Raw genomic sequence first — 26,729 nt, forward strand, 5'->3', positions numbered from 1 at the left:
GTGCCGGAAAGATATATCTTTTTTCAGGGATGAAAACATCCGGCTTCCATCACGAAAGCCGGATATGATCTGTATTTTATAATCTGTTTTTATGGTTCTTCCGGTTCTTCTCTCCGTTTGTTCCCCATCTTCTTCCACCGGCCGGAGAGCAGGTAAACCGTACCGATCAGGAAAGGCACCAGGCCGGACAGCGCGTTGCCGTACCAGAAGCCCCGGATCCCCCAGGAGAATACGACACCCAGCAGCAGGCTCAGGCCGATCCGGCAGAAAATGCCGTCCAGCAGCGCCACCGCCAGGTTCAGCTTCGAGTTGCCGGAGCCGTTGATCAGGGCAAAGTTCGGCGGGCGCAGCACGCAGCCCAGGTACTGGATCATGGCAATCGGGATATAGGTGATGGCCATCGCCAGCACCTCGGGATCCTGGGAGAACAGGCCGAACAGCCATTCCGGCCGGAACAGCGTGATCACCGCGAAGATGCCTGCCGGGATCGCCACAATCCACATCGCGTGGCCGACCACCTTCGGCACCCGCTCGGTCTTCCCGGCGCCCAGCGCCTGGGAAACCATCGCGCCGCCGGAGGAGGAGATCGCCTGGCTCACCACGCCGATCATGTTCTCCAGCTTCCGCGCCACACCGGTCACCGCGATCGCCACCGCGCCGTATGTATTCACATAGCTGTTCACAAACAGCATGGAGAATGTGATCGCAGCGCTCTGCACCACCATGGGAATGCCCAGGCTCATCAGCTGGCCGCGTACGCTTTTGTAAATCCGGAAATGCTTCGGATGGAAATCAAAATGGATCTGTTCCCGGTTTTTGTACAGCAGCCGCAGCGCAAACAGGAAGCTCACCGCCTGCCCGATCACCGTTGCCAGCGCAGCGCCCTGCGGGCCCATCTGCATCGGGCCGACAAACAGGATATCCAGGATAACGTTCAGTACGGAAGCGATGGCGATAAACATGAACGGATGCTTGGAATCCCCCATGCCGCGCAGGATCGCGCTCACCAGGTTATAGCCGTAGATGAACACCACGCCCCAGATGCAGGTGATGCAGTACTGCCGGGTGTATTCCCAAATGTCCTCCGGGGTGTTCAGCCACCGCAGGACCTCCTGGTAGGAAAACAGGAAGATCACCATGATGATGACCGCCAGGCTTTCCAGCAAGGTGAACAGCGTACCGACCATTTCGCCTACCTGGTCATACCGCCGGGCGCCCACATACCGGGAAATCAGGATCTGTCCCGCGTTGGAAAAGCCCATGGCGACAAAGGTGATCAGCATCAGTACCTCGCCGCCCACGGAAACGGCGGACAGGCCGTTCGTGCCGACAAAGTTGCCGACCACAATCATATCTACCATGTTGTAGACCATCTGCAGGAGTCCGGACAGGAACAGCGGCAGCGAGAAGGAGAACAGCGTGCGCGGCACGCTCCCCCTGGTCAGGTCCCGGATAATCGCTTTCTTCTCCATGCGCTTCCCCCGTGCGTTCGAAAAATCATAACAGTTTATTTTATCATATTTCCATCCGGATTACAGCCGGTTTTCCTGTTAACCGCAAAAAATGCATAATCCGGGTTCCGGATGAAAAAACTGCTTGACGCCGGTATGGAAATCATATATACTCACCCCAATATTTTACAGGAAGGAGCTCTTCCCATGAAGGCGTACCGGATGACTGCGAAGACTGTGCTGACCGTCACTGATACTGTGACCGGTTATGTTCACGCGTCCGGCCGTCCGGGTGGAGGGAAAGAGTAGATTCCGCATTATCTTCAGTTATGGAATCACTTATCCGCACCGGATAAGTGGTTTTTTCATGTACATACATGCATTCATACTTTACAGATTGAAAGGGAGGGATTACCATGGATCTGCACGATTATCAGGATGTTGCCGAAAACTATGACCGTTACCTCGAAGTGATGTACGCCCATGACGATCATCACGAAAACTTTCAGGAGTTCTACCTGGACCTGTCCCGGAAGTACGGCTCCGGCGGTGTGGTGGACGTAGCCTGCGGTACGGGAGCCGTGCTCCTGTACCTGGCAGAGCGCGGGATTGACATCGACGGTACGGACCTGTCGGAGGAGATGTGCAAAGTAGCTGCGGCCAAGGCGGATGCCATGGGCCTGCGCCTGAACATCATCCCGGCGGACATGACAGTCTTCTCATCCGGCCGGAAGTATTCCCTCGCGATCATCGCCCGCAGCGGCTTCATGCACCTGCCGACCCAGGCGCTGCAGGAGGCCGCCCTCCGGAACCTGCGGGAGCAGCTGCTGCCCGGCGGAATCCTGACGCTCAACACATTTGACCCCTGGCCGCCGATGCAGGCGCAGCAGATGAAAACCGCCCCGGAGGATTATTCCTTCCGCCTGGAAAACGTCAACAGCCGCGGAAACCGGGAGAAGATCTGGAACGCCATCACGTACAACCCGTATACACAGCAGATGTACGGCAACTGGAAATTCGAGGAGTTCAACGAAAAGGGCGAAATGATCGGGGAGCGGATCCGTCCCCTGCGGATGCGGCAGACAAACCGCTGGGAGATGTTCCTCCTGGCAAAGCTGTGCGGCTTTGAGGTGGCGGATATTTACCGCGGATACAACGGGGATAAGGAAGACCTGAATGACCCGTCCTCCGCCTCCCGGTATCAAAGCAACCTGATCTGGATCCTGAAACGAAAAGAAATGTGAGGAAAAAACCGTGATTTACTACCAGGACGATGAGATTACCATCCGGACCCGGGAAGAGCGCGATGCGCAGATCATTGCGGATGAGCAGATCCGCCAGGGCTGGCATTCCAGTCCGGAATGGTTCCTGAAGGAGCTCCGGGATCATGAGGAGGGAAAGTGCGTCTCGCTGACCGCGGAATACCGGGGAGAGGTCGCCGGGTATGTCAACGTCTACCGTTCCCCGAAGGAAGGTCCCTTCGTCTCCTCCGGATATCCGGAAATCAACAATTTCGGTGTGCTCCAGAAATACCAGCGGCATGGCATCGGCTCCAGGCTGATGGATGTGGCGGAGCAGGTGGCCGCGGAATTCTCGGATAAAGTATGCCTCGGTGTCGGCCTGCACAACGGCTATGGCAGTGCCCAGCGGATGTATGTCAAACGGGGCTATGTGCCGGACGGATCCGGCGTATGGTACGGCGATAAGCCCTGCACCCCGTATGACACGCAGTACACCTGTGATGACGACCTGCTCCTGTATATGTCCAAACCCGTGGAAAAACCGGTATCCGGCCCCGCGCCGGCCTGTCGGGTAAAGGTGTTCATTCAGAAAGCATCCCCGGAGGATGCCCGGACCGTTGCGGAGCTGGCAGCCCGGCTCTGGCCGGATCATGATGCGGATGAACTGACCGGGGAAATGCAGGACCTGCTGGCCAACGATGAATGCGCCGTCTTCCTGGCCCTTGCGGACGGGGAGCCCGTTGCCTTTGCCCAGTGCCAGCTCCGGCACGACTATGTGGAAGGTGCGGAATCCAGCCCTGTCGGATATATGGAAGGCGTCTATGTGGCGGAAGAATACCGCCGCCAGGGAGTGGCCGCCCGGCTGCTGCACAGCTGCGAGCTGTGGACCGCATCCATGGGCTGCACGGAGTTTGCCAGCGACTGTGAGCTGACGAACAGCGAAAGCCGCCTGTTCCATCTCGGCACCGGCTTTACCGAAGCCAATCGGATCGCCTGCTTTGTCAAACACCTGGCCAGGAATTAACCGGCCTGTATGATCGGCTGTCCCTTTCCGTCACCGGCGGCATTTTATCCCCGCCGGTGATTTTTTTCTGCCAAAGTGAAAAAAAGCGCGCACGCACTCGTCTTAATAGGTGAAAACGTGCTGGCGGCTGCCCGGTCCGGGCGGCCTGCCGCATTGAAGCGGAGGTGATCGCTATGGAGCATGCCGTGGTACCCGGCATGACCCGTGAACAGAAGCTCAGCGAATGGATTGAGCAATATTCAGATTCCATTCTGAGAACCTGTTACCTGTACCTGTCCGATATGCAGATGGCGGAAGACGCCCTGCAGGAGACATGGATCAAGGCCTGGAAGTACATGGACGATCCGTCCCGGAAACCCGTTGCCCATGAGAAGGCTTGGCTGCTCCGGATCGCAGTGAACACCTGCAGGGATTACCGGCGGACCGCCTGGTTCCGGCATGTGGACCGGCAGAACGCCCTGGAGGATCTGCCTCCACACTTTGTGGCCGCCGAACCGGCTGACAATTCCGTCTCCATGATCGTCATGGATCTTCCGGACAAATATAAGCAGATCATCCTGCTTTACTATTACCAGGGGCTCACGATCCAGGAAACCGCGTCTGTGCTGGGACTTTCAGCAGCCGCCATCCACCGCCGGCTCCGGAAAGCGGAAGCCCTCCTGAAAAGCGCGCTGGAAAGGGGTGAATCGCATGAGTAATGAGATCATGAAGCAGCGGGTCCAGCAGGCACTGAACGAAGAGCTGGCCCATATCCATACCACCTCCCGGGAGCGCGATCAGCTGTATGAGAACGCGATTGGAGGAAAAGTCATGAAACATAAACTGAAAACCGGCCTGGTGCTCGCGCTGGTGCTGGTGCTGGTTTCGGCCGTTGCCGTTGCCGCGGTGCTGCTGAGCCAGCAGGAAATTGTGGAACAGGTAGCCGTCCCCATGGCCCTGGAAAACGACACGGGCATTGTGGCAAATCAGGATTATTCACCGGAACAGCTGGCCCGTCTGATTCAGACGCTCGATGAAAACGGCTTTACCCTGGAGGAGAACAACGCCCTGATGCAGGTCCTGAAGAGCGGTCAGGGATACAACGAGGAAGAGACCATCATGGAAATCTGCCGCCAGGCTTTCGGCGGCAACTACGGCACCTGGACGCTGGAGCAGCAGGACTGGTTCGAAAAGCTGCTGGCGGATATCGGCTTCAATGAGGAATACACGCCCAACCTGCCCGGGGAAGGCAACATGACCTATGAGCAGGCGGAAGCGTACGCGTTCGCCGCACTGAAGGCTGAATTCGGGGATGCCCTGGATCCGGCGGACCGGGAAAGCTATATCCTGGACCGCGGCTTCTGGCGCGGCAGCGAAGACAGCCCGGCTTACTGGTATTTCAACCTGTTCCCGAAAGATATCATGCTCGGCACCTATTCCGTTTCCTTCGAGGACGCGGATCCGGACGAAACCCTGGAAGTGGAAGGCTCGGTTCCCGACTGGACGGAACCGTATACCGCGGATGACCTGGTCAAAGCCTTCCTCAGCATCAACAGCCCGTATTATCATGAAGTGCCGGCCTCCGCCCTGCGGCAGCTGCATGACATGATGGCGGACGCAAAGATGGATCCGGACAGCGTCTGGTATCCGGATGCCTTGGGATTTGCCCTGACCGGATATCCGAAACCCGCGGAAAGCGATATTTCCCGGGCGGATGCCGTCGCGGCAGCCAAAGCTGCGCTGGACAACCCGCAGGCCGTGTGCAGCTCCGCCGTTCTCACCGAGTACAAAGGAAAACGCACCTGGCTGGTCACCCTCACGGTATATATCCGGATGGGTACGCCGGATGAAATCCAGGTCGTATCGGTAGACAGCATCTCCGGGCAAGTGGAAAGCATCCGGAAAATGACCCGGGACGACAGCGAAACCATGGTGCTGGTTGCGGAAGCCGCTTATACCAAATCGCGTGAAGGCCTGCTGACCGAGGCGGATTATATCCGCCTGGCCGCGGAAGCCGTCCGGGCGGAGCATCCCGGACTGGATCTGCTGAATGAAAACGAATATGAGGTGAAGGTCTTCGGCAGGGATCAGCGCATAGTCTGGTTCATTACCCGCAGCCTGCAGCACGGCAATGTCTCCGCATCCGTATCCCGGGACGGAACGGTCTCTGATATCAGCGTTGACTCGGAAGGCGTCAATCCGGACAACCTGTACAGCCGTTACTGGAGCATCTACGGCTGGTACAGCGTGGATAACGGCGAATGGGACGCCTGGAACCAGGATGTCTGGGCCCAGCTGAAGCTGACAATGGACCCCCTCGAACCCACGACCGTCGAGGCAAAGCTGCTGAAGATGGGGCAGTATCCCACGGAGGACTCCGTACGCATTGACCACCACAGGGCCCAGGAACTGGCCCTGCAGCAGGTTAACCACCGGTGGGCGGAGGTCAACACCTGCATCCTGATCGACGCGCAGCCCCATCCGGTCTGGAAGATCCGGGTCATCGCTGATTCCGCGGCGGATGCCGTGTTTGAACTGGACGCCGAAACCGGTGAAATCCTGAACGTCGATCTGTACAGGACTGAGTACACCCCCGATTATGTCCTGTATTCCCTCGAGAAGAACTGGCGGAAGGTTCTCCTGGAGGAGGAAGGCGTCATCCCGCTGGCCAAATATGCCATCACTTACAAGTACGGAGACCTGGAACTGGATCTCCCTGAAATCGAAGTGGACAATCCGGAGCTCTACGAAGCCCATGTGGACGGCCTCACTGCCCGCTTCACCGCCCTCAAAGCCGGGGAACCGGGCTATGAGGTGGAGCTGGATGAAGGCGGATTCGTACTACGCTGTGAGGAAATCCGGTAATCTTTCTATGCGGATAGACTCCTGCCGCCCATGCGGCGGGAGTCTTTTTTCTGTCTCTGCGGCTGAAAACAATGGACTTCCGGACCTTCATGTCGTACAATAGTCACAGGCAGGAGGAGATGAATAATGCTCTATGTGGGAATCGCGCTGCTGATTCTGCTGGTTTTCATGATCGGAATCAGCGTTTATTTGGTGATCTACGCGATGAAAAATATGCACCACCACTCCCTGGAGGATTCCCGGGCCTGGCAGGAGCATCATTACGACCTGTCCTGGTATGACAGCATGGAAAAGACCGACTACACCGTCACCTGCGGCGACGGCTATATCCTGCATGCCCAGTTCCTGCCGAATCCTGTCCCCACAGACCGGTATATCCTCATCACCCACGGCTTCACGGACAATCATTACGGTTCGCTGAAATATGCCCGGATCTACCTGGACAACGGATACAACGTCATCATCTATGACCTCCGCGGCCACGGAATGAACAGTAAAACCATCACCACCTTCACCATCCTGGAGCGGGAGGATCTGTACGCCATGATCCTGGACAGCCGCCGGCGCTATCCGGATATGAAGGTCCTCGGCCTGCACGGGGAATCCCTCGGCGCAGGTACCACGGTCGCCGTACTGAAGAAAAAGCCGCCGGTTGACTTCGCGGTGGTGGATTGCGGGTTCTATGATATGGTTCCTGTGTTCGAAGTGGCAATTCGCAGCTATCATCTGCCTGTTTTTATGGTTAAAGTGGCATCTATGTGTGCAAAAGTGATTTACGGATACTCTTTCCGGCAGATGCGTCCCATTGAGGCACTGGCGGACAACCAGATCCCTCTGCTGTTCATGCACGGCTCCTGTGACGAACTGGTTGCCCCGGAGCACAGCCGGAAGATGAGCAAAGCCACCGCGGGCTACAGCGAAGTCCATATGATTCCCAATGCCGGCCATGCCGATGCCGTATTTACAGACCCGGAGATGTACCGGATCATCGTCACCGACTTCCTCCGGAAAATCGTCCCGGATTCCGGGAAATAACAAAAGCCCCGGCAGCGGTTCCGCTGCCGGGTATCTGCATAGCCTGGCGCCGTTTCTGTTATTGCGGCTGCTATGTTTCGCATCCTGCGGTGATCCCCTCACCGTGGTTAAAGGATATCATGGTTTTCCGGAAATATACAGGATTACCGGGGCAAATTAACCCCGGTTATTTTTCTTTTTCATGCCTTCCGCAGACAGCATAAAAACTTGATTATTGTCACTCCGGCGTATATACTGACACATAGAAAAAACGGAGGACCGGGCGATGAAAAAGGAAGAAAAAACCAACGTCATGCGGGTGCTGGAACAGAAGAAGATTGCGTATCAGAGCCACTCCTACGAGCCGGACGCCACGATGACCGGCCTGCAGATCGCCGTTCTCCTTGGCCAGGAGCCGTCCCACGTGTTCAAAACGTTGGTTACCGTCGGAAAGCCCGCGCGTTACTATGTGTTTGTCATTCCGGTGGAATCGGAGCTGGACCTGAAAAAGGCCGCAGCGGCTGCCGGGGAAAAGTCCGTCAGCATGATTCCCCAGAAGGAGCTTCTGCCCCTCACCGGATATATCCACGGCGGCTGCTCCCCCATCGGGATGAAAAAGCATTTCCCGACATTTATCCATCAGTCTGCCGGGGAGCTTCCGGCCATGTGCGTCAGCGCAGGCAAGGTCGGTTTCCAGATTGAGCTTTGCCCGTCCGACCTGCTCCGCGCTGCGGACGCAAAGCTTGCCGACCTGGTCTGATTTCCCGGTCTGAGCCGAAAAAAACATTCATGTTTTTTGCGGGAATCCGGGCTGTATATTTCGCCGGCAGGAAAATTAAATGCAAATAATCCGCCGCGGTCATTCTTTATTCCCTGTTGTTTCAATGCTATCCTTGATTCAAGGTCAGGGATGACCGGAACATATTTTCCCCGGTTCCGTATGAACCGATCAACTAAATCTGAAAGGAGTACCCCAATGAACGATTTCCTCAATTTCCTCGAGACCGGGTGGTACTGGATCCTGATTGCCATCGTCGGCATCATCATCCTCATCAAGTTCATTCCCCGTTACAAGATCGCCCCGCCGGATACCGCGCTGATCATCTCCGGCCTGATCCGCCGGAACTACAAGGTCCGCAATCCTGACGGAACCGTATCTTCCAAGAAATTCGGCTACCGGATCGTCCGTGGCGGTGCGACCTTCTACATCCCGGCCATTGAGCGGATTGACCAGCTGGATATGTGCCTGAACCAGGTGGACATCAAAACGGCGCAGCCGGTCCCCACCAAGGAATACATCTCCGTGCTGGTGGACGCGGTGGCCAACATCAAGATCGGTTCGGATGACCTGTCTATCGCGACAGCCGCCGAACAGCTGCTCCACTACAATCCCGAGCAGATCAAATCCCTGGCCAAGGACGTGCTGGAAGGCAACATGCGTGAGATCATCGGCCAGATGACCATCGCCGAACTGGTACAGAACCGTGACAAGTTCGCCCAGGAATCCATCAAGGCCGCCATGAGCGACATGAGCAACATGGGCCTGGAGATCATCAACCTGACCATCCAGAACTTCTCCGACAAGGACGGCAACGTCATCGACACGATGGCGGCCCGCAACGTTGCGGAGAAGGAACAGGACAAGCGTGTGGCTGAAGCCGCCGCCGAAAAGGAATCCAAGTTCGCCGAGATGCAGGCGGAAGCGGAAATCGCCCGCCAGAACCGCGACCTGGAAGTCCAGAAAGCCGCTTTCAAGCAGGAAACCGAAGAAGCCCGCGCCAAGGCGGAAATGGCCTACCGGATTGAACAGCAGCGTATCCAGAAGACCTTCGAAACGGAGCACGCCGCTGCCGAGCTGACCCGTCTGGAAAAGGAAACCGAACTCCGGCGCCAGGAAGTCGAAATCCAGCGTGAAAAGCTGAATGTCGAGATCCGTGAAAAGGCGCAGGCGGATAAGGACAGCGCGATTGCCGCGGCCGAAGCGGAGAGATTCCGCCGGCAGGCCGAAGCGGACGCCGCCCTGTACGCTGCCCAGAAGGAAGCCGAAGCCATCCGCATGAAGGGTGAAGCCGAAGCGGAAGCCATGCGGCTGAAGGCCGAGGCCATGGCCCTCTACGGACAAGCTGCCATGATGGAAATGGTAACCGACAAGCTGCCTGACATCGCCCGCGCGGTGGCCGAGCCCCTGAGCAAGACCGAGAAGATCATCCTCTTCGGTGAAGGCGGCGCGACCTCCATGGCCCGCGATACAGCCGGCACCATGCTGCAGACCTTCGAAGCCGTGAAGGAGGCGGTGGGCCTGGATATCCCCAAGGCCATCCGGGATGTCACCACCGGCGGACTGATCGGCAAAGCGGCGAAGGAAGCCGCGGATGAAGACAATTCTGCCCCGGCCGCGGATGCGGATGAAACTCCCGAAGCGTAACAGACAAACAGCCCGCTGCAGGTTCCACCGGGAACCCGCAGCGGGCTTCTTTTTGTTTCTCTGCAGTTGTCCATTGCCTTCCTGGCGGTTGTTTTACTTCATCCGGATCAGCTCATACTCCCGGGTGCCCAGGCCGATCTTTTCGGCATGCGCCAGCGTCTCCCGCCAGCTGGTATTCGGGTGGTTATCCAGGAAGGGGTCATGGTGGTGATGCCAGTGTTCCCGGGCCAGGTGGTCGCCCAGCTGGCTGTTCCGGATCGGCTCCGCCGCCATACACAGGTCCACGCAGGCCTGGTCCAGCGCCACGGGATCAAACGAGGCCAGCATTCCGATATCCGGCAGGATCGGCGCGTCGTTTTCGCTGTGGCAGTCGCAGTTCGGGGACACGTCCATAATCAGCGTGATATGGAAGCACGGCTTTCCGGCGCAGATCGCGGCGGTGTATTCCGCCATCTTCCGTCCCAGCATCTCCGATGCGGAATCGAATGCGGTTTGGATCGCGTCAAACGCGCACGCGCCGATGCAGCGGCCGCAGCCCTTGCATTCATCCGGATTGATCACGGCCTTGCCCGTCTCATAGTGGATTGCGTCGGATCCGCATTCCCTCGCGCATTTCCGGCAGTTCCGGCACAGGTCGGGGTCCACCGTCGGTTTCCCGTCGTTGTGCTGCTGCATCTTGCCGGCCCGGCTGCCGCCGCCCATGCCGATGTTCTTGATCGTGCCGCCGAATCCGGCCACCTCATGTCCCTTGAAATGGGACAGCGAAATCAGCACGTCCGCGTCATAAAGGGCCCGGCCGATATATGCCTCTTTGCAGAATTCCCCGTTCGGAACCGGCACCGCGATATCATCTGTTCCCTTCAGCCCGTCCGCAATGATCACATAGCAGCCGGTCGTCATGCTGTTGAATCCGTTTACCTCAGCGTTGTACAGGTGGTCCAGCGCGTTCTTCCGGCTTCCGGGGTACAGCGTGTTGCAGTCCGTCAGGAAGGGCTTCCCGCCCATCTCCTTCACCAGGTCCGCCACGGCCTTCGCATAGTTTGGCCGCAGGTACGCCAGATTGCCCAGCTCACCGAAATGCATTTTGATCGCGGTAAACTTCCCTTCAAACGGGATTTCCCCGATCCCGGCCCGCCGGCACAGCTTCTGCAGCTTCACCGTCAGGCTCACGTCCTGTGTGGTCCGGAAATCCGTAAAGTAAACCTTTGCCTTGTCCATCCGGAAGCCTCCCCGTATATTCTGTCTTTTCGGTAGGATTACTATATCACGCCGGTCCCGGTTTCCGCAACGGGAACAGTCCGGACACAAGGCGTCAGAAACCAAAGATGATTTTTGCCAGCAGCAGGGCCAGCACCAGCAGGATCACCGGCCGGACAATCTTCACGCCTTTGGACATTGCCAGTCCCGAGCCCACCCAGGCGCCGGCCATATTCCATGCCGCGCCGGCCAGCCCCAGCGGAATCAGCACCTGCCCGTTCAGCAGGAAAACCGCCAGGGAGGTAATATTGGATGTCAGGTTGATCACCTTGGCCTGGGCGTTGGCGGAGCCGACCGCCATCCGGGTGAATACTGTAAACGCGATAATCAGGAACGTCCCGGTGCCCGGTCCGTAAAAGCCGTCATACATGCCGATCACAAACGCGGAAACACAGCAGACAGCCAGCGTTTTCCGGTCCGCCGCAGCCGGCTTTCCGCTGTCCCGGAACAGGTGCCGGTTCAGCACGAAGAACGCGGCAATTGGAAGGACGCCCAGCAGGATATACTTCAGCGCCGCTTCATCCACCAGCAGGGACAGTCGCGCGCCCAGCGAGGATCCGACCGCCGCCATCATCACCGACGGCACCGCCAGGCGGAAATTCACCAGTCCCTTCCGGATAAAGCGCACCGTTGCCAGGGTGGTCCCGCAGGCGGAGGACAGCTTGTTGGTTGCGATCGCCATATGGGCCGGCAGTCCTGCAAACAGATAAGCCGGCAGGGAAATCAGTCCCCCGCCTCCGCCGATGGAATCCACCAGTCCCGCGAGGAACAGCAGCGGGCAGACGATCAGGAACATTTCCGGGGTCAGCCGCATGGGAAACCGCCTGCCTTTCTTCATTCTGCGTTCCGGCATTTCTGCCGTTGTGTCAACCGATTATACGGGACTTTCCCTTGTTTTTCAATCCGCCGGCAGGAAAAAAGCCCGGCTTCCGCCGGGCTTGAAAATGCTCCTGATCACAGCAGGTTGCGCTGGATCTTGCCGGAGATGGTCTTGGGCAGCTCATCCCGGAACACGATCTTCCGCGGATACTTGTAGGGAGCGGTGTGCTCCTTCACATAGTTCTGGATTTCCTTCTTGAGTTCCTCGGTCCCCTCGGTCCCCTTCACCAGGACGATGGAGGCCTTCACGATCTGGCCGCGGATATCATCCGGCTCGGCGGAAACACCGCACTCCAGCACATAGGGCAGCTCCATGATAACCGATTCGATTTCGAACGGTCCGATCCGGTAACCGGAGGACTTGATGACATCGTCGATCCGGCTGACGTACCAGAAGTAGCCGTCCTCATCCCGCCAGGCCGTATCGCCGGTGTGGTAGAGGCCGTCGTGCCAGGCTTCCTTCGTCTTTTCCTCGTCGAGGTAGTACTCGCGGTACAGGCCGCAGGGCACGTTCTTGTCCGTATGGATCACAATCTCGCCGACTTCGCCGTTGGCCACCGGGTTGCCGTCCGGATCCACGATGTCCACGTCGTACTGCGGATTGGCCTTGCCCATGGAACCGATCTTCGGGGTGGTCCCGTAGAGGTTGCCGATGGTCAGCGTCGTCTCGGTCTGGCCGAAGCCTTCCATGATCTTCAGGCCGGTCGCCTTTTCGAACTGGCGGTATACTTCAGGGTTCAGTGCCTCGCCGGCGGTGGTCATGTGGTGGATGGAGGATAGGTCGTAGTTGGCCAGGTCCACCTTGATGAACATCCGCAGCATGGTGGGCGGCGCACAGAACGTCGTGATATTGTATTTCTTGAACATCGGCAGGATGTCCGCCGCGTCAAACTTGTCAAAGTCATATACGAAGACCGCGCCCTCGCACAGCCACTGTCCGTACAGCTTGCCCCACAGGGACTTGCCCCAGCCCGTGTCGGAAATCGTCAGGTGCAGGCCGTCCCGCTCGCAGCAGTGCCAGTACTTGGCGGTCACATAGTGTCCCAGCGCGTAGGTATGCTTATGCTGCGCCATCTTCGGGTTGCCGGTCGTTCCGGAGGTGAAGAACATCAGCGCGGGATCGTTGCCGCAGGACGCGTCCTCCGGGCGGTGGTAGCGGCGGGTAAACAGCGGGTATTCCGCGTTCAGGTCATGCCATCCCTCGCGGCTGCCGTTCACCATGATCAGGGTCCTTACGGAGGGGCACTTCGCCGCGGCGCGCTCCGCGATCTCGGCGGTATCGCCGTCCGCCGTGCACACCAGCGCCTTCACGCCGGCCGCGTTGAAGCGGTATTCAAAGTCGTGTTCCTTCAGCTGGTTGGTCGCCGGGATGGCGATCGCGCCCAGCTTGTGCAGGGCCACCATGCAGAACCAGAACTGGTAGTGCCGCTTGAGCACCAGCATGACCCGGTCGCCACGTTTGATGCCCAGGGAGGTGAAGTAGTTGGCGCACTGGTTGGAAGCGTCCTTGATATCCTTGAAGGTGAAACGGCGCTCCTCGTGGTGCTTGTCCACATACAGCATCGCCAGCTTGTCCGGATACTTCCGGGCGATGCCGTCCACGATGTCGAAGCCGAAGTTGAAGGTCTCCGCGTTCGGGAAGGAGATCTTCTGCAGGCGGCCCCGCTCGTCCTCCACCGCATCGATGAATTTGGAGGCAACCAGCTTGGTCTCATCTTCGCGGACCGCGGCGGGAGCGGCGGTTTCTTCCTCCACGGGCGCTGGTTCTTCGCCCGGCAGGATCATGGCCAGGAACACGCAGTCCTTCCCGTCCACCGCGATCATGCCGTGCGGCAGGGAGGAGTTGTAGTAGATGCTGTCGCCCTCATGCAGCACTTCCGTATGGTCGCCGACCTGCACCTTCAGGCTGCCCTGCAGCACCAGGTCAAATTCCTGGCCGCGGTGGCTCACCAGGTGGATCGGTTCATTCTGCTGCTTCTCGGAATATTCATACCGCACCCAGTAGGGCTCGGCAATCTTGTCCCGGAATTTCGGCGCCAGGTTGGAAATCGCGATGCCTTCTTCTCTTGCGGTGGTCTCGCCCTTGCCGCGGCGGGTCACCGTGTAGGTGGACAGGAAGGCATTCTGGCCTTCCAGCAGCTCGGTCAGTTCCATGTTGAACGCCTGGGCGGACTTGTAGATGAATGTGAAGGGCATGTCCGTCTTGCCGGCTTCGTAAAGCAGGTATTCTTCCGGCGTCACTTCGGTCTTTTCGGCCATATCCTCCGGGGTCCAGCCGAGGATCTCCCGCATCTCACGGAGTCGGGAAGCGATGGCGCTGAGTTGATTGAGGTCGGTCTGGGTCGGCATGATCAGTTTCCTCCTTTGGAAAACTTTGTCCTCTCTGCGTTCAAGATGGCATGGCCGGTAGAAAAAATGACCCGTCTCGCTTTGAGACGGGTCATGATGACTCGCGGTACCACTCAAATTGTGTGTTTCCACACCACTTCAGGCACACTCTGATGCCCTATGCATTGACGCAGCAGTTACGGGAGACGCCTACTGAGATAATCCGTTCGGATCTCCGGCTCGGAAGGGATGGGATGAAGCTTCAGTCCGCCGGTTCACACCATACCCGGCTCTCTGTGGGACCTCCCGCTGTTCCGTCTTCGTCACAGCCTGTATGAAATTGCTTGAATTTTAGCACAAATCCGGGGATTGTCAATGGTTATTTTCCGGAAGGATCGGCAGATACAGAGAAAAGACATTGTTTCCGCCCGGAATGCCTCCCCTGCCGCTCATTTCTCGCGTTCCTGTTGCGTATTCCTTCAGTTCGTGGCAAAATCCTTATATCAGGAAAAGAGTGCGCCCGGAAGCATGCATTGTCCCGGTTCGGCCAGACGGTTCCCCATGGAGGATGGCGGGCCGGTTCCGCGGGAAAAGCGCTTCGGGCAGGAAGCAGGAAAAGATATGAAATATACCGTTGGAATAACGAGCTGGTGCTGGCCGGATTTCAGCTCCGCCGCCTTCTCCCGGATCAAAAATGCGGGGTTTGATACCCTGCAGCTCGAGGTGGGCAGCTGGGAGGACGGGCTTCCCCTGTCCAAAAGGGAAATCCGGAAAGAATATGCGGAAGCTGCCGCCGGATCCGGCCTTCTCCTTCTTCCGGTAGCAGTCAACACCGTCTGCCGTCATCCCTTCACGGAAGGGCTGGATACCCCGGACGGGGCCATCGCCCTCAAAGCCCTGGATGCCGGGGTTGAAGCCGCCGCTGAAATGGGCGCCGAAGGAATCACCGTCCCCAATTTCGGCCGCAATAAGATCCTGGATCCGGCCGGACGGGAGAATACGGTCCTGGCTCTCCGCCATGCCTGCCAATACGCCATGGAGCTCGGTATAAACGTTTACACGGAAAACCTCCTCCCGGCCGGTGAACTGGGAGACCTCTTCCGCGATTGTTCCTTTACCAACCTGTACCTGCTGTTCGACAGCCACAACTACATCCTCCACAGCCGGGACTGCACCATGGATGTCCTGCGGTCCTGGTACGGCCGGATCGGTTCCCATCTGCACGTCAAGGCCGGAAGCGGTCTGCAGAGCGCTCCGCTCTCCGGCGGGAATTGCCTGGCAGGTGAAGTGCTCGCGTTCCTGAAGGAAAAGGATTACGCCGGTTCCATCGTGCTGGAAAACGATTATTCCAGGCCTCCGCTCTTCAGCGATGATCTCCGCTTTATGCTCGATGATATCGGGTTTATCCGCCGGCATACCGGTTCCGGCAGCATCTGACCCTCCTTCCCCTTCTTGTCATTTTTCATATCTGCCGCTATACTGTTTCTGAAAAACCTTCCCTTCTTTCATTTGGATATCCATAGTGCCATATTCGGAGGAAACCGTTATGACATATTCGATTATCGGGATACTGGCCCTGATGATCCTGCTCATCATCAACCGGGATATCCTGTGGCACGATCAGGATTCCAGCCGGCATATGCGGAATTACCGGTTTTTCCTGATCGGTGTATTGGTTTACTACATCACGGATCTGCTGTGGGGCATTCTGGAAGAGCATCGCCTGATGACCGCCCTGTATGCGGATACGGCCGTTCATTTTGCCGCAATGGCCGCGGCCGTCATGCTGTGGACGCAGTATGTCACTTCCTACCTGGCCGGGGAAAGCCGGTTCGAGAAGTTCCTCCGCTGGGCAGGAAAAATCTTCCTTTGTTTCCTGCTCGTTGTCATCATCGTCAATTTCTTCACGCCCCTCCTGTTCTGGTTCGATGAAAGCGGTACCTACCAGGCCGGAGTCCTGCGCTTTGTCACCCTGGGGATTCAGATCCTGCTGTTCCTGCTCACCTCGGTTTACACCCTCCGCGTCACTGCAAGATCAGAAGGCACCGTAAGGCTCCGCCATTTTACAATCGGGATGTTCGGCATCGCCATGACGCTGCTCATCGCGATTCAGGTTTTTTATCCCCTGATGCCCTTCTACGCCATGGGATATATGCTGGGAACCTGCGTGCTGCATTCTTTTGTCGTCGAGGATGAGAAGGAGGAGTACCGCCGGGAGCTTGAAAAGGCGGTGGAGCGGGAGCACCGGCAAGCTGAGGAGCTGGCCGGAAATCGGGAGGCCCTGCGCACAGCGCTCGCTTCCGCGGAACAGGCGAGCCGTGCGAAAACCGCTTTCCTGTCCAACATGAGCCATGAGATCCGGACCCCCATGAACGCCATCATTGGCTTGAACAACATCGCCATGAATGATCCGACCGCCAGCGATAAGGTAAAGGAATACCTGGAGCGGATCGGTGATTCTGCCCAGCACCTGCTGGGAATCATCAATGATATCCTGGATATGAGCCGCATTGAATCCGGGCGGATGATCATCAAGCATGAGGAGTTTTCCTTCGCCCGTGCCCTGGAACAGGTAAACAGCATCATCAGCACCCAGTGCCGGGATAAGGGGCTTGTATACGACTGCCGGATTGACGGGCACATGGATGACTATTATATCGGCGACGTCATGAAGCTCCGGCAGGTAATGATCAACATCCTGGGAAACGCCGTTAAATTTACGCCGGAAGGCGGAAAAGTGAGTTTCACCATCGGGGAAGGCGCGCGGTATGACGGAAAAGTGACTCTCCGGTTCACCGTCAGCGATACCGGTATCGGAATCAGCAGCGAATTCCTGCCGCACATTTTTGACCCGTTCAGCCAGGAGGATTCCTCTTCCACCAGCCGGTACGGCAGCACCGGACTGGGCCTGCCGATCACGAAGAGCATTGTGGAACTGATGAACGGCCAGATCGACGTAAAGAGTGAGAAAGGAAAAGGCACCACCTTTACCGTGATGGTCACACTTGGAGAGTCCGGCCGAAAAGCCGGCGAGTCCGGCGGGGACGGCATGGATCCGCATCAGATGAGCGTCCTGGTCATTGATGATGACCGGGTTGCCCTGGAGCACGCGGAAATCGTCCTCGGGAAAGTCGGCATCCGCTGCGAAACGGCGGAGTCCGGCTGGGAGGGACTGGACAAGGTCCGGATCCGGCATGCCCGGGGCGATGACTATGACCTGATCCTGATTGACTGGCGGATGCCGGAAATGGACGGAATTGAGACCACCCGGCGGATCCGTGCGATTGCCGGAGAGAAAACCCCGATTATCATCCTCACATCCTTCAACTGGGATGAAATCGCGGACGAAGCCAAAGAAGCGGGTGTCGATACATTCGTCCCGAAGCCCCTGTTTGCCGGGAGCGTCCTGGATGAGTTCCGGGAGGCATACCGGCGCAAGCATGAAGCATTGAAGGAAAACACGGTGAATCTCAGCGGGCGGCGTGTGCTGCTGGCGGAGGATGTGCCGGTCAATGCTGAGATCATGACCATGGTGCTGTCCATGCGGGGCATCGATGCGGAGCTTGCCGGAAACGGGAAAATCGCGACAGAAATGTTCGCCGGCCATGATCCCGGATACTATGACGCAATCCTCATGGATATGCGGATGCCGGAGATGGACGGGCTGGAAGCGACCAGGATCATCCGGGCCATGGACCGGGCGGACGCGAAATCCATTCCCATTATCGCGCTGACGGCCAATGCCTTCGATGAGGATGTGCAGCGCAGTATGCAGGCAGGACTGAACGCGCACCTGTCCAAGCCGGTGGAACCCGATACCCTGTTCGAAATTCTGGAAAGCCTGATCCGGGACTGAAATTCATTCCTTAAGCATCTCTTTCATTTGACAAATAGAGCTCAGAAGCTTATACTTTTCAAGCGTCTTGCCCACGTAGCTCAGCCTACAAATGTTATTTTGGTCCCGTAGCTCAGCCGGATAGAGCGGTCGCCTCCTAAGAAGTAGGCCGACTACCGCTTATCCGGAAACTGAAAACGGGAACAGCGTTCGGAAATGACCCGGTTTCCTGGTTGCTCCGACACCCTTACGCAGCAAGGTCGAAATCAGCATGTGGGAAAATGTCCTACCGCCAAATTTAGAAAAGCTGATTAGAAATCGACCTTTCCTGATTAGAAAAAGGCACCCCAACCTTCACGGTGAACAGTCACTGAATCCTCGGAAGCCTTGAAAAATAAGGACTTTCGAGAGCATGGTCCCGTACCTCAGCAGGATAGAGGGTCCGCCTCCTAAGCGGAACGTCGCGCGTTCGAATCGCGCCGGGATCGCCATTTTACCTACCAGATTCGACAGATTAGCCCTTAAAAAGGCAACTGTGAAGCTGGTAGGATTTTTCTTTTTCGTGACACTACGGAACGCAAAAAATCTGCTAACAGAAGATGACCCCTGTTAGCAGATTTCTAATTTTAGAGCCCGATTTCTAATCAACCCTCATTGAAGCCCATGCTTCAGCGTCTAATTTTTTCGGACGATCGTGCTAATTTTGGCGGACGACACGATATACGTTTTCCTCAAGATTGATAATGCCATTGTAATTTCTTACGCTCGGATCATTTTTTGAATGAGGACCAGAGGTGCTGCCAAAGGGATTTGATCGCCATAAAGACATTCATCTGCTAAGCGCGGGTGCAGGTTGGTTAGCAAAAGCGAGGCGTTTTTTTGCTTTGCTAATATCTACCGAAAAACTTAGCAAAGAATCATACTGTTGACTCAAGTAGACTTTTTTGTTTTAATCCGATTCATCTTTTGCGATTACAAGGGGTGCCCCATTACAAAGCTCGATATATCTCTCTTTTAATGATTTATGGCTTAGTGCATTCGCTTCGCTGGAGATACCTTAATGTACCCTTCAGTCTCCAGATAGGTGAAAAAGGTTTTGAAAACCTTGAGTAGATCATTAATGTATTGTGGCTTTCTGCCAGCATCATCCATCTTTGCCATAAAGCTCTTAATATGTGCCGGTTTCACATCTTCGATGTTCAGGACTGAAAACTCACTGGAGAGGTAGTTTTCAAGATACCGCAGTTGTTTGGTATAGTTGCCAATTGTTTTGGGTGACAAGTGCCGTACCTTACAGTCAAGTTCAAATTCTTTGGAAGCATCGCGAAATGTCATGAATGTCGCCTCCGGATCTGGTAGTGAGATAAGCATTTTTCTATTCTACCAGCGGGAATAGAAGCCGCAACTCTGTCGTTTGGCGAAATGGTATTGTAAACAGTCGAGTTATTCTACCGTGCATACTCTCATGATGACTCTGGCGGTGTATGCTGATTGGCCCATAAAATTGAGAACAGAATACTGTGTGATAAAATATAAATATCATAGGCATGCACTGATGAACCTGCTATCAGGTATCACAGGCAAGTCTGTGATATTTGTTTTTTGGGGGTGTATCCGATCGTAGACAGCTTTGCAAGGACTTCAACGTTAAGAAGGAAAGAAAGTACACCGAAGCGTCAATATACCTATTATTGGATCGCAGAAGGAAATAGTGCTACTCGAAGCGAATAACAGCGGTATAAAAAATGAGCTTCGAATGCAAGAATTTGCATAGTAGAATCGTCATTTTATAGGAACAAAAAGGAGGTGCTGCCGATGAAACGACTTGTCAGTATTATTACCGCACTTTGTCTATTGATTCTTGCCTCGTCTTCTACTGTAGTTGCAGAATCCACAACTGTATTACCCGCTGAAATCAGGGAGTTCTTTAACAAATCATCCTTTGATGGGATGACAGTTATGAGCACAGCAAACGGTATTGAAATCGGTGGCAAAGATGCCTGCTATGCAGTGCTTATCCGCAAAGCGAATAAGGAAAACGTGCTCTACATGTTTAATCGCAGCCAGGATGGGTCTGTATGGGAATATGGCTTTTCCACAAGCTCCGCCGTACCGCAAACCAGCCATACGATAGAAATAACCATTGAAATGACAGGAAACGAATGGCCAACAGATGAATACTTTCAAACTCCGCACCTTTCCATTCTGCAACATGATTCTGGGAATGAATATCCGGAATTGTGTGTCACTTTTGAGCTGTCCAACGGCAAATGGCTGTTGCACAGGATCTGGAGCTATACGGTCTATCAGAGTATGTTAATACGGGATGGAAGCATCAGCTATTATCCTGATATTGAGAGCGTCCGAATAGCTGGAACTGCAAAAGGTGATTTTCAACGTGATCTTCGTTATGTCAGCTTATCTGCCATCCCGAAAACATTAGCAGAGGCGAGAGCGAAATTGACAGTAGCTCCAGATCTTCCAGATTCCACTGAATTACAGGCATATCCCGTAACTTTCTCGGGCAATAAGAAGTATGACGTATACTCCGCTCCGGATAAGACTTCACTGCGGGGAGCAAACGGAAAAGCCAAGGTCTCAACGAATAGCTGGATTCAGGTTTTTGGCACTGAAAATGATTGGGCATTGATTCAGTATTCTATCGATGCTTCCCACTACCGTTTCGGTTACATTAGCAGTAAAGCCCTGCCCAAGAAGGCAAATGTTCCCGCCCTGTCTTTTCATGCTGTTGATGCATGGACAACCACTGCAGTTTCCCTGACAGATGATCCTCTCTACAGCGGGTCAGAATTACTTTTCCTACAGGAAGGATTACATGTTACGTGGTTAGCAACCCTTGGTGAGTGGGCTTATGTTGAAGTAAGCAGTGGTGATTGGGCTCGTGGCTTTGTTCCGCTCTCATCCGTCACAACATCACAAGAAATCGATATGGAGAACAACCCTAGTGAAGGCGGAGAAATAGTTTACGATGGGGTTGTAACTGTGTTTCATGATGACCGAATCGAATTTGAATTACACATTGCGCAGAGTGGCCCGTTAGCCAGCAGCGAAGTAAGTCAGATCCGTGTAACAGACACTTTTGGCGATTCCGTATTGGCGATCCTTTCGCCTGATTCATACGGAACTTACTATGGTAACTGCAGTCTTGGCGGCGATGTAACATCAATTACGCTTACCGCAGTTGATGACGCAGGTACCGCATATTCCCAAATTGTCAGAATAGAATGGTAATCATCCTGGCTTCACCCCCGGCCAGACTTTATCAATAAATAGCCAGCGTGTCTGCGGATTCATGCCATTGAGCAGTCTGTAGTGACCAACTGTAGTGGAACGGAGAGCAGTCGCATCTGACTGCCACCGCCGAAGACCTGGCCTTCTATGTCTGGCACGAGCCCAGCGGGGAATGGGTCGGCGGCATGGGTGGGTATGAGTAAGCATAGAAGAAAAAATTAGCCGGAGGTTGTACGCATGAAAAGGTTTTCCTTGATCCTTCTTTCACTTCTGCTGATCGCAGCCTGTGCTGGCTCTTTTGCGGAGGAAGCGCCATGGGTCACCATGGAAAATGTGCGGGAACACAGCGGCTATGTGTGGCGCGAAGAAATCCCACATTATAACGGAGCGGAGGAGCAGGGCTTTCAGCCGCTTGCCATGGATCCGGCGGAGGCTTGGCAGCGCCTGCGGGACACCTATGACCGGGGGCAGGATGAAGCGACCCGCGAGCTGCTTCAATCCTGGGGAATCGAAATGGAGCCCTGCGGAGCGCCTGTGCTTCGGGAGCTGATCAGCCAGGCAGACCTTCAGCATCATGGGAATTCAGATATTTCAACCGAGAATGTGCCGTTGGTGCAGGTCATCAGTTTTTCTGGATGGGGCTGGGGTGAAGAAGGGACCCTGATCTTTGTGGAGCAGTGGCCCAACTGGTATCTGTGGGACTACATCCCCTTTGCGTGCGAGGACTTCCGTCTGTGCGGAACCGATGATGGAACTGGCGTTTATCTGGAGTTCAGCGTGATCGGGCAAGGGACGGGATGCTATGTCCAGTACAAGGATGTGTATCATCTGCAGACGCGAAAAATCGAGGCAAGCTATACAACCTACGGATACGAAGTCTTTCAGAATGCAGGCATTCAGGTGTACGGCTCGGCCTGCTATGCCAGAGATGGTGTGCACATTTTCCGGCAGCTTTCGCCGTTGGCATTCGATGAAGCACAGAACGAATTTGTGCCGACAGGCGCCGTTCTGGACGTATTTGATTACAGCATCGGCGAACAGGGACATCTGGAGCGGAGAGTGAACGATGATGAGTAATGCAAAGGGGACTTATTCCATGAAATCCAGAGAGATATCATTGCTTCTGACGTTGATCGTGGCCTTGCTGCCTATTCTGTCTTGCAATGCGGATGAAATCCCTGCCATGTCGACGGTTACGTCAGCCGCGGCTCAACACGTGTCAGCTTTCAGTACCCGGCTGCCTGCGAGCTCGTGGACGAGGGCAGCATCGGCACCTTGGTGTACTTAACCGAAAGCGATTATATATCTCTGATGATTCCGAAAGGGAAGATGTCCGGCACAGCGGCAGTTCATGACTATATCCTTTCTTGCCGAGTGTAGCATATCATAAAGGGCCAACTGGAATCTACTGGAATTCACTGGAATCTACTACCCAATTTCGGAACAATAATTCTCCAGTCCTGTTTCATCCGGCGGATGTGCTTCTGCAAATCATGACGGTGGAGAGGATCATCTGTTTCCAAATTCCGCTTAGATTGCCGTATTTTCTTAGCAATGACTTCACGCTCCTCCATCGTTTATCTCTTAAATGTTACATTCCTCGTCTGGCTAAACCGAGAGCCATATGGTATATTTGTTACGATGTAGATAGCGAAGGAGGTATCGAATATGAAAGCGAAATTGCTGTTAATGGTTATACTACTATCAATCCTTTCCCCTATGAATACATGTCCAGCAGAAGCAGCATCCGATATAGATGCCAATGACATCTTTGTCCTGGAAATGAATAACGCCATATCTACGAAAGGACCGTTTTATACATGGTCATTGGAAGAAAAAGCTGATTTTTACAATAAATATGTTTACCACAATACAGGAACACGGAGAGGTGTACCAGATGAAAGGCATATTGGAACTGAAACGGTTAAAAATCTCGCATATGATTATCTATGCTCATATCTGGATTGTATTAAGGACGATTTATCTGATTATATTCCAGATGTGGATTTCTGGGTTGAAGTTAACATGCAAGACTTTGATGAGCACGAATATTATTCTGTATGCTTTTTAACAGAAAATACTGATTCAGGCAAGTACGAGAATACATATCAGTTAATGATATCTGCTTATACGGGTTCTCTCATCCAGCTGTTGGATATAAAGCAGATGACTGCAGATTAAACCTGCAGTCATCTGTTTTTATTTAGAGTGAGTGCACATATTGCGCCAACGCATTTCTTGTGTTAGGGCCAACAATACCGTCCACATCAAGTTTTATCGACTTTTTTGAATTCCAATATGTCTGAAAGGATTCGACCTTTGCTTTAGTTATATTGCCAAAACTTCCGTCAACAGTCCTCTTAGCATAACCGCGACTGGAAAGATAATGGTTCAGATAATGCTGGAGGTTGATATACGTACCGTCCGCTCGAGTCATTCTGAAGCGTCCCACTACCCATCGTTGTGGAGGCAGGCTTCTTGCAATAGGTAATGTCTACTTGTTTTCTTAAAACTTTTCCATCATTGCTATGGTTAAACCACTCAGCAGCTCCAGCATCATTAACTGTAGTCGTATGCCTTTTTGTTATAAGTCAGCAACCCTATGACGGTCTTCTCTGATCGGCGTTCGATCATCGTTCTACACCAGAGTTTACCGCACTCGATGATCTCCTCCAGCGTCACGTTATAGTCATTGTGATAATAACGGATAAACTGCATGGCGATGCCGTCCGAAAATGCAGAAACTTCCAGTTCAAGCAGGTGTTTATCACGAATAGAGTCGTCTTTGTTTACTGCCTCGTAAATTCGTCCTTTACAGATGTTGCCCAGATGACGCACAAAATTCGTCACTTCATCTGAGATGAAGATCAACCGGAAGAAGGAATCGTTCTTCTTGATATAGGCATAAATCTCATCAAAGAAAAGTTCAATGTCATGTACATTGGATATGGTTTTGTTCTCAAAGAAGGCTTTCAGTGTTTCGGCTTTAATATCCTCCGCAACGTGCCGCACATCATCATAGTGAGAATAGAAAGTGCTCCGGTTAATGTCCGCTCGCTGCACCAGCTCTGTCACTGTGATCTTGTTAATATTTTTCTTTTCGTAAAGCAGCTCTGCAAAAGTATCTCTTATGAGGTTTCTTGTTTTTACAGATGAAGCGTTCAGGTTCTTTGCCTTCATAAATTTCCTCCTGAATATATCGACAAATATGCGTTGAGTGTGGATATATCAACACTTCGCATAACATCAATGGTTGCTCCATAGTACATTCCTTATTATAATATAGACAGTGTTGTGATTTCAACACTGTTTTGAAAACTTTTCAGAAAGGAATGTATGCCATGAACATTTACAATCTGTTTTACAAGGCTCCCGCACCTGAAGGCATAGAAGAAAGGAACGCCCACATCATTGGCGGAGGAATGGCCGGCCTTGCGGCAGCGGTCTTTCTGATTGATGATGCCGGAATGCCGGGAAAGAATATCACGCTGTATGAAAAACGAAATTCCCTTGGCGGCTGCTGTGACGCTTATTCCGGGGAAGCGGGCTATATCTGCCCCGGTGAGCGTGAACTGGAGCCATTTATGGAGTGCCTTTGGTATCTGTGCAGCAAGATCCCGTCCTTGGAAGATCCATCGATCTCGGTGCTTGATGAATCAGTAAGAGCCAATAAGGATATGCCGATCCATTCCGAAAGCAGACTCCTGTGCAAACAGGGACATATTTACGAAAAGGTACATGACTACCGCATGAGTCCGGAGCTGCTCCTGAAAATGGAGCACTTCACCAGCATCCCGGAAAAGGATCTGGAGGATATGACGATTGAGGACTATTTCGGAAAGGACAGCGAGTTCTTCCATAGCTCTCTGTGGTGGTGCTATCACTCTATGCTGGCTTTTAAGCCCTATCACAGTGCATTGGAGGCGCAGCGGTATTTCAACCGATTCGGCCTTCTGAACAGGCTCGACTATCTGGAGGGCATTCTGCATACAAAACGCAATGACAAGGATTCTGTGATCAAGCCGATTCATAAATGGTTGGAGGATCAGGGTGTCACCTTCCGTATGGACACTGCAGTCTATGATCTGGAAATGGATGAGGCCTGCAATACGGTTTACGGTATTAAGATCAAGAATCAGGAAACCATTCCTGTAAGAGCTCAGGATTACGTCCTTCTTACCAGCGGCTCCATGATGACAAACGCCTCCTACGGTGATAATACACATATCGCTGAAATTAACCGGGACACGGAAGATATGGGCTTGTTCACGGTATGGAAAAACCTTGCCGCACGGAATAAAAAGTTCGGCAATCCAGATAAGTTCTTAAGCCATATCGACAAGACCAAATGGATGAGTTTTTTCCTCACCGTAGAAGACTATCCCGAATTTTTTGAACGATTGGAGAAGATGACCGGAAGCAAGAGCGGTACGGGCGGCGGAATCACCTTCATGGATTCCGGTTGGGAAATGTCGCTGGTCATTTATGATAGGGACTATTTCCCGGATCAGCGTGAGAAGAACCGTGACGTTCTGTGGGGAGATGGCCTGTTTGGAGAGCGTATTGGCAGCTATATCAAAAAGCCTATGGCGGAGTGCACAGGAAATGAGATCATTGAAGAGATGCTGTACCATTTTGGAATGTTGGATATGAAGGATGAGGTGCTGGCACATTCCCATATCTCTACCTGTATGATGCCCTATATCACCTCGCAGTTCATGCCTCGCAAGGAAAGCGACCGCCCGACGATCATTCCGAAGGACTGCACAAATCTCGCTCTCATTGGACAATATGTCGAGGTTCCCCGTGATGTGGTGTTCACCATTGAAACCTCTGTCCGCACACCGCTGGAGGCAGTTTACATGCTTACGGGTCTGGATAAGGAAATCATCGAGGTGAATCCTGCCAGATATGACCTTCGCTATATCAAAGAAAGAGTCATGAAATTCGGCGGTATGAAGGGTAAGATTACGGAGGAAGACCTTCCGAAGATCAATCCTCTCAAGCTGTGGCTTGGGAAGGCAAAGCTGATAAAAGAGCTCTTGAAAAAGGCAAACGAGATTCCGCCTTATTACATCATGTATCCGGGCAGAGATAAGAGCATAGCACTAAAGGATTCTGTTCTGAAACCACAGTTTCCGAAAGACAGTAGATAATCATTCATTACAAACAGGCCGCG

20 protein-coding genes, 1 tRNA gene and 1 pseudogene are annotated in these 26,729 nt (G+C 54.0%); 15 read left to right on the forward strand and 7 right to left on the reverse strand.

Features of this window, described 5'->3' with window-relative positions; all coding sequences use genetic code 11:
- Nucleotides 1-89: 89 nt before the first annotated feature.
- Complete coding sequence (locus JNO48_04570; protein ID QTE69179.1) at nt 90-1,472, reverse strand: MATE family efflux transporter; 1,383 nt, start codon at nt 1,470-1,472, stop codon at nt 90-92.
- Nucleotides 1,473-1,867: 395 nt separating this feature from the next.
- Between JNO48_04570 and JNO48_04575 the strand changes: the two genes are divergently transcribed.
- The 8 genes and pseudogenes from JNO48_04575 to JNO48_04610 all read left to right on the forward strand — a co-directional run bounded on the left by JNO48_04575 (nt 1,868) and on the right by JNO48_04610 (nt 9,999).
- Nucleotides 1,868-2,695 (forward strand): methyltransferase domain-containing protein, encoded by an 828-nt coding sequence (locus tag JNO48_04575; GenBank protein QTE69180.1) that lies wholly within the window; start codon nt 1,868-1,870, stop codon nt 2,693-2,695.
- Nucleotides 2,696-2,705: 10 nt separating this feature from the next.
- Nucleotides 2,706-3,221 (forward strand): annotated as a pseudogene (locus JNO48_04580) (GNAT family N-acetyltransferase).
- On the forward strand, nt 3,213-3,716 hold the full coding sequence (locus tag JNO48_04585; protein QTE69679.1) for a GNAT family N-acetyltransferase: 504 nt from the start codon (nt 3,213-3,215) through the stop codon (nt 3,714-3,716). The pseudogene JNO48_04580 and the gene JNO48_04585 overlap by 9 nt, the downstream one beginning before the upstream one ends.
- Nucleotides 3,717-3,889: 173 nt before the next feature.
- Entirely contained in the window at nt 3,890-4,414 is a 525-nt protein-coding gene (locus JNO48_04590) for a sigma-70 family RNA polymerase sigma factor (GenBank protein QTE69181.1), read from the forward strand.
- Nucleotides 4,407-6,560, forward strand: a complete 2,154-nt coding sequence (locus tag JNO48_04595; GenBank protein ID QTE69182.1) for a PepSY domain-containing protein — start codon at nt 4,407-4,409, stop codon at nt 6,558-6,560. Before JNO48_04590 ends, JNO48_04595 begins: the two co-directional genes overlap by 8 nt.
- Before the next feature lie 126 nt (nt 6,561-6,686).
- Nucleotides 6,687-7,595 (forward strand): alpha/beta hydrolase, encoded by a 909-nt coding sequence (locus JNO48_04600; protein QTE69183.1) that lies wholly within the window; start codon nt 6,687-6,689, stop codon nt 7,593-7,595.
- A 265-nt stretch (nt 7,596-7,860) separates the two neighbouring features.
- Entirely contained in the window at nt 7,861-8,334 is a 474-nt protein-coding gene (gene ybaK, locus JNO48_04605; protein QTE69184.1) for a Cys-tRNA(Pro) deacylase, read from the forward strand.
- A 216-nt stretch (nt 8,335-8,550) separates the two neighbouring features.
- Nucleotides 8,551-9,999 carry a hypothetical protein gene (locus JNO48_04610; protein QTE69185.1) on the forward strand — a complete coding sequence of 483 codons (1,449 nt, stop codon included), beginning with the start codon at nt 8,551-8,553 and terminating at the stop codon, nt 9,997-9,999.
- Nucleotides 10,000-10,092: 93 nt separating this feature from the next.
- Here JNO48_04610 and JNO48_04615 read toward each other — a convergent pair whose 3' ends face one another.
- The 3 genes from JNO48_04615 to JNO48_04625 all read right to left on the reverse strand — a co-directional run bounded on the left by JNO48_04615 (nt 10,093) and on the right by JNO48_04625 (nt 14,484).
- Nucleotides 10,093-11,217 (reverse strand): DUF362 domain-containing protein, encoded by a 1,125-nt coding sequence (locus JNO48_04615; protein QTE69186.1) that lies wholly within the window; start codon nt 11,215-11,217, stop codon nt 10,093-10,095.
- 94 nt (nt 11,218-11,311) lie between these two features.
- Nucleotides 11,312-12,070 carry a TSUP family transporter gene (locus JNO48_04620; GenBank protein ID QTE69187.1) on the reverse strand — a complete coding sequence of 253 codons (759 nt, stop codon included), beginning with the start codon at nt 12,068-12,070 and terminating at the stop codon, nt 11,312-11,314.
- Between the two features lie 140 nt (nt 12,071-12,210).
- Nucleotides 12,211-14,484 (reverse strand): AMP-binding protein, encoded by a 2,274-nt coding sequence (locus tag JNO48_04625; protein ID QTE69188.1) that lies wholly within the window; start codon nt 14,482-14,484, stop codon nt 12,211-12,213.
- Between the two features lie 600 nt (nt 14,485-15,084).
- On the opposite strand from JNO48_04625, the gene JNO48_04630 reads away from it, so the two are divergent.
- The 3 genes from JNO48_04630 to JNO48_04640 all read left to right on the forward strand — a co-directional run bounded on the left by JNO48_04630 (nt 15,085) and on the right by JNO48_04640 (nt 18,789).
- Complete coding sequence (locus JNO48_04630) at nt 15,085-15,900, forward strand: hypothetical protein (protein QTE69189.1); 816 nt, start codon at nt 15,085-15,087, stop codon at nt 15,898-15,900.
- Nucleotides 15,901-16,009: 109 nt separating this feature from the next.
- Nucleotides 16,010-18,319 (forward strand): response regulator, encoded by a 2,310-nt coding sequence (locus JNO48_04635; protein ID QTE69190.1) that lies wholly within the window; start codon nt 16,010-16,012, stop codon nt 18,317-18,319.
- 393 nt (nt 18,320-18,712) lie between these two features.
- A tRNA-Arg gene (locus JNO48_04640) sits at nt 18,713-18,789 on the forward strand.
- A 538-nt stretch (nt 18,790-19,327) separates the two neighbouring features.
- Here JNO48_04640 and JNO48_04645 read toward each other — a convergent pair.
- Nucleotides 19,328-19,633, reverse strand: coding sequence for a phage integrase N-terminal SAM-like domain-containing protein (locus JNO48_04645; GenBank protein QTE69191.1), 306 nt, complete (start codon nt 19,631-19,633; stop codon nt 19,328-19,330).
- Nucleotides 19,634-20,113: 480 nt separating this feature from the next.
- On the opposite strand from JNO48_04645, the gene JNO48_04650 reads away from it, so the two are divergent.
- From JNO48_04650 to JNO48_04660, 3 genes are all read left to right on the forward strand, one after another.
- Nucleotides 20,114-21,550 (forward strand): hypothetical protein, encoded by a 1,437-nt coding sequence (locus JNO48_04650; protein ID QTE69192.1) that lies wholly within the window; start codon nt 20,114-20,116, stop codon nt 21,548-21,550.
- A gap of 237 nt (nt 21,551-21,787) precedes the next feature.
- A complete protein-coding gene (locus tag JNO48_04655; protein ID QTE69193.1) occupies nt 21,788-22,627 on the forward strand; it encodes a hypothetical protein in 840 nt (279 codons plus the stop codon).
- A gap of 591 nt (nt 22,628-23,218) precedes the next feature.
- Nucleotides 23,219-23,731: a hypothetical protein gene (locus tag JNO48_04660; protein QTE69194.1), complete on the forward strand. Its 513-nt coding sequence runs from the start codon at nt 23,219-23,221 to the stop codon at nt 23,729-23,731.
- A 22-nt stretch (nt 23,732-23,753) separates the two neighbouring features.
- Here JNO48_04660 and JNO48_04665 read toward each other — a convergent pair whose 3' ends face one another.
- Both JNO48_04665 and JNO48_04670 read right to left on the reverse strand, forming a co-directional pair.
- Nucleotides 23,754-23,987 (reverse strand): peptidoglycan-binding protein, encoded by a 234-nt coding sequence (locus JNO48_04665; GenBank protein QTE69195.1) that lies wholly within the window; start codon nt 23,985-23,987, stop codon nt 23,754-23,756.
- A gap of 122 nt (nt 23,988-24,109) precedes the next feature.
- The gene (locus JNO48_04670; GenBank protein QTE69196.1) at nt 24,110-24,730 is read right to left on the reverse strand and encodes a TetR/AcrR family transcriptional regulator C-terminal domain-containing protein; all 621 of its coding nucleotides are present in this window, start codon (nt 24,728-24,730) and stop codon (nt 24,110-24,112) included.
- A 161-nt stretch (nt 24,731-24,891) separates the two neighbouring features.
- Here JNO48_04670 and JNO48_04675 point away from each other — a divergent pair, with 161 nt between their 5' ends.
- Nucleotides 24,892-26,706 (forward strand): oleate hydratase, encoded by a 1,815-nt coding sequence (locus JNO48_04675; GenBank protein QTE69197.1) that lies wholly within the window; start codon nt 24,892-24,894, stop codon nt 26,704-26,706.
- Nucleotides 26,707-26,729: the final 23 nt, after the last annotated feature.

Source organism: Clostridiales bacterium, assembly GCA_017569285.1.
Classification (GTDB): domain Bacteria; phylum Bacillota; class Clostridia; order Christensenellales; family Aristaeellaceae; genus Aristaeella.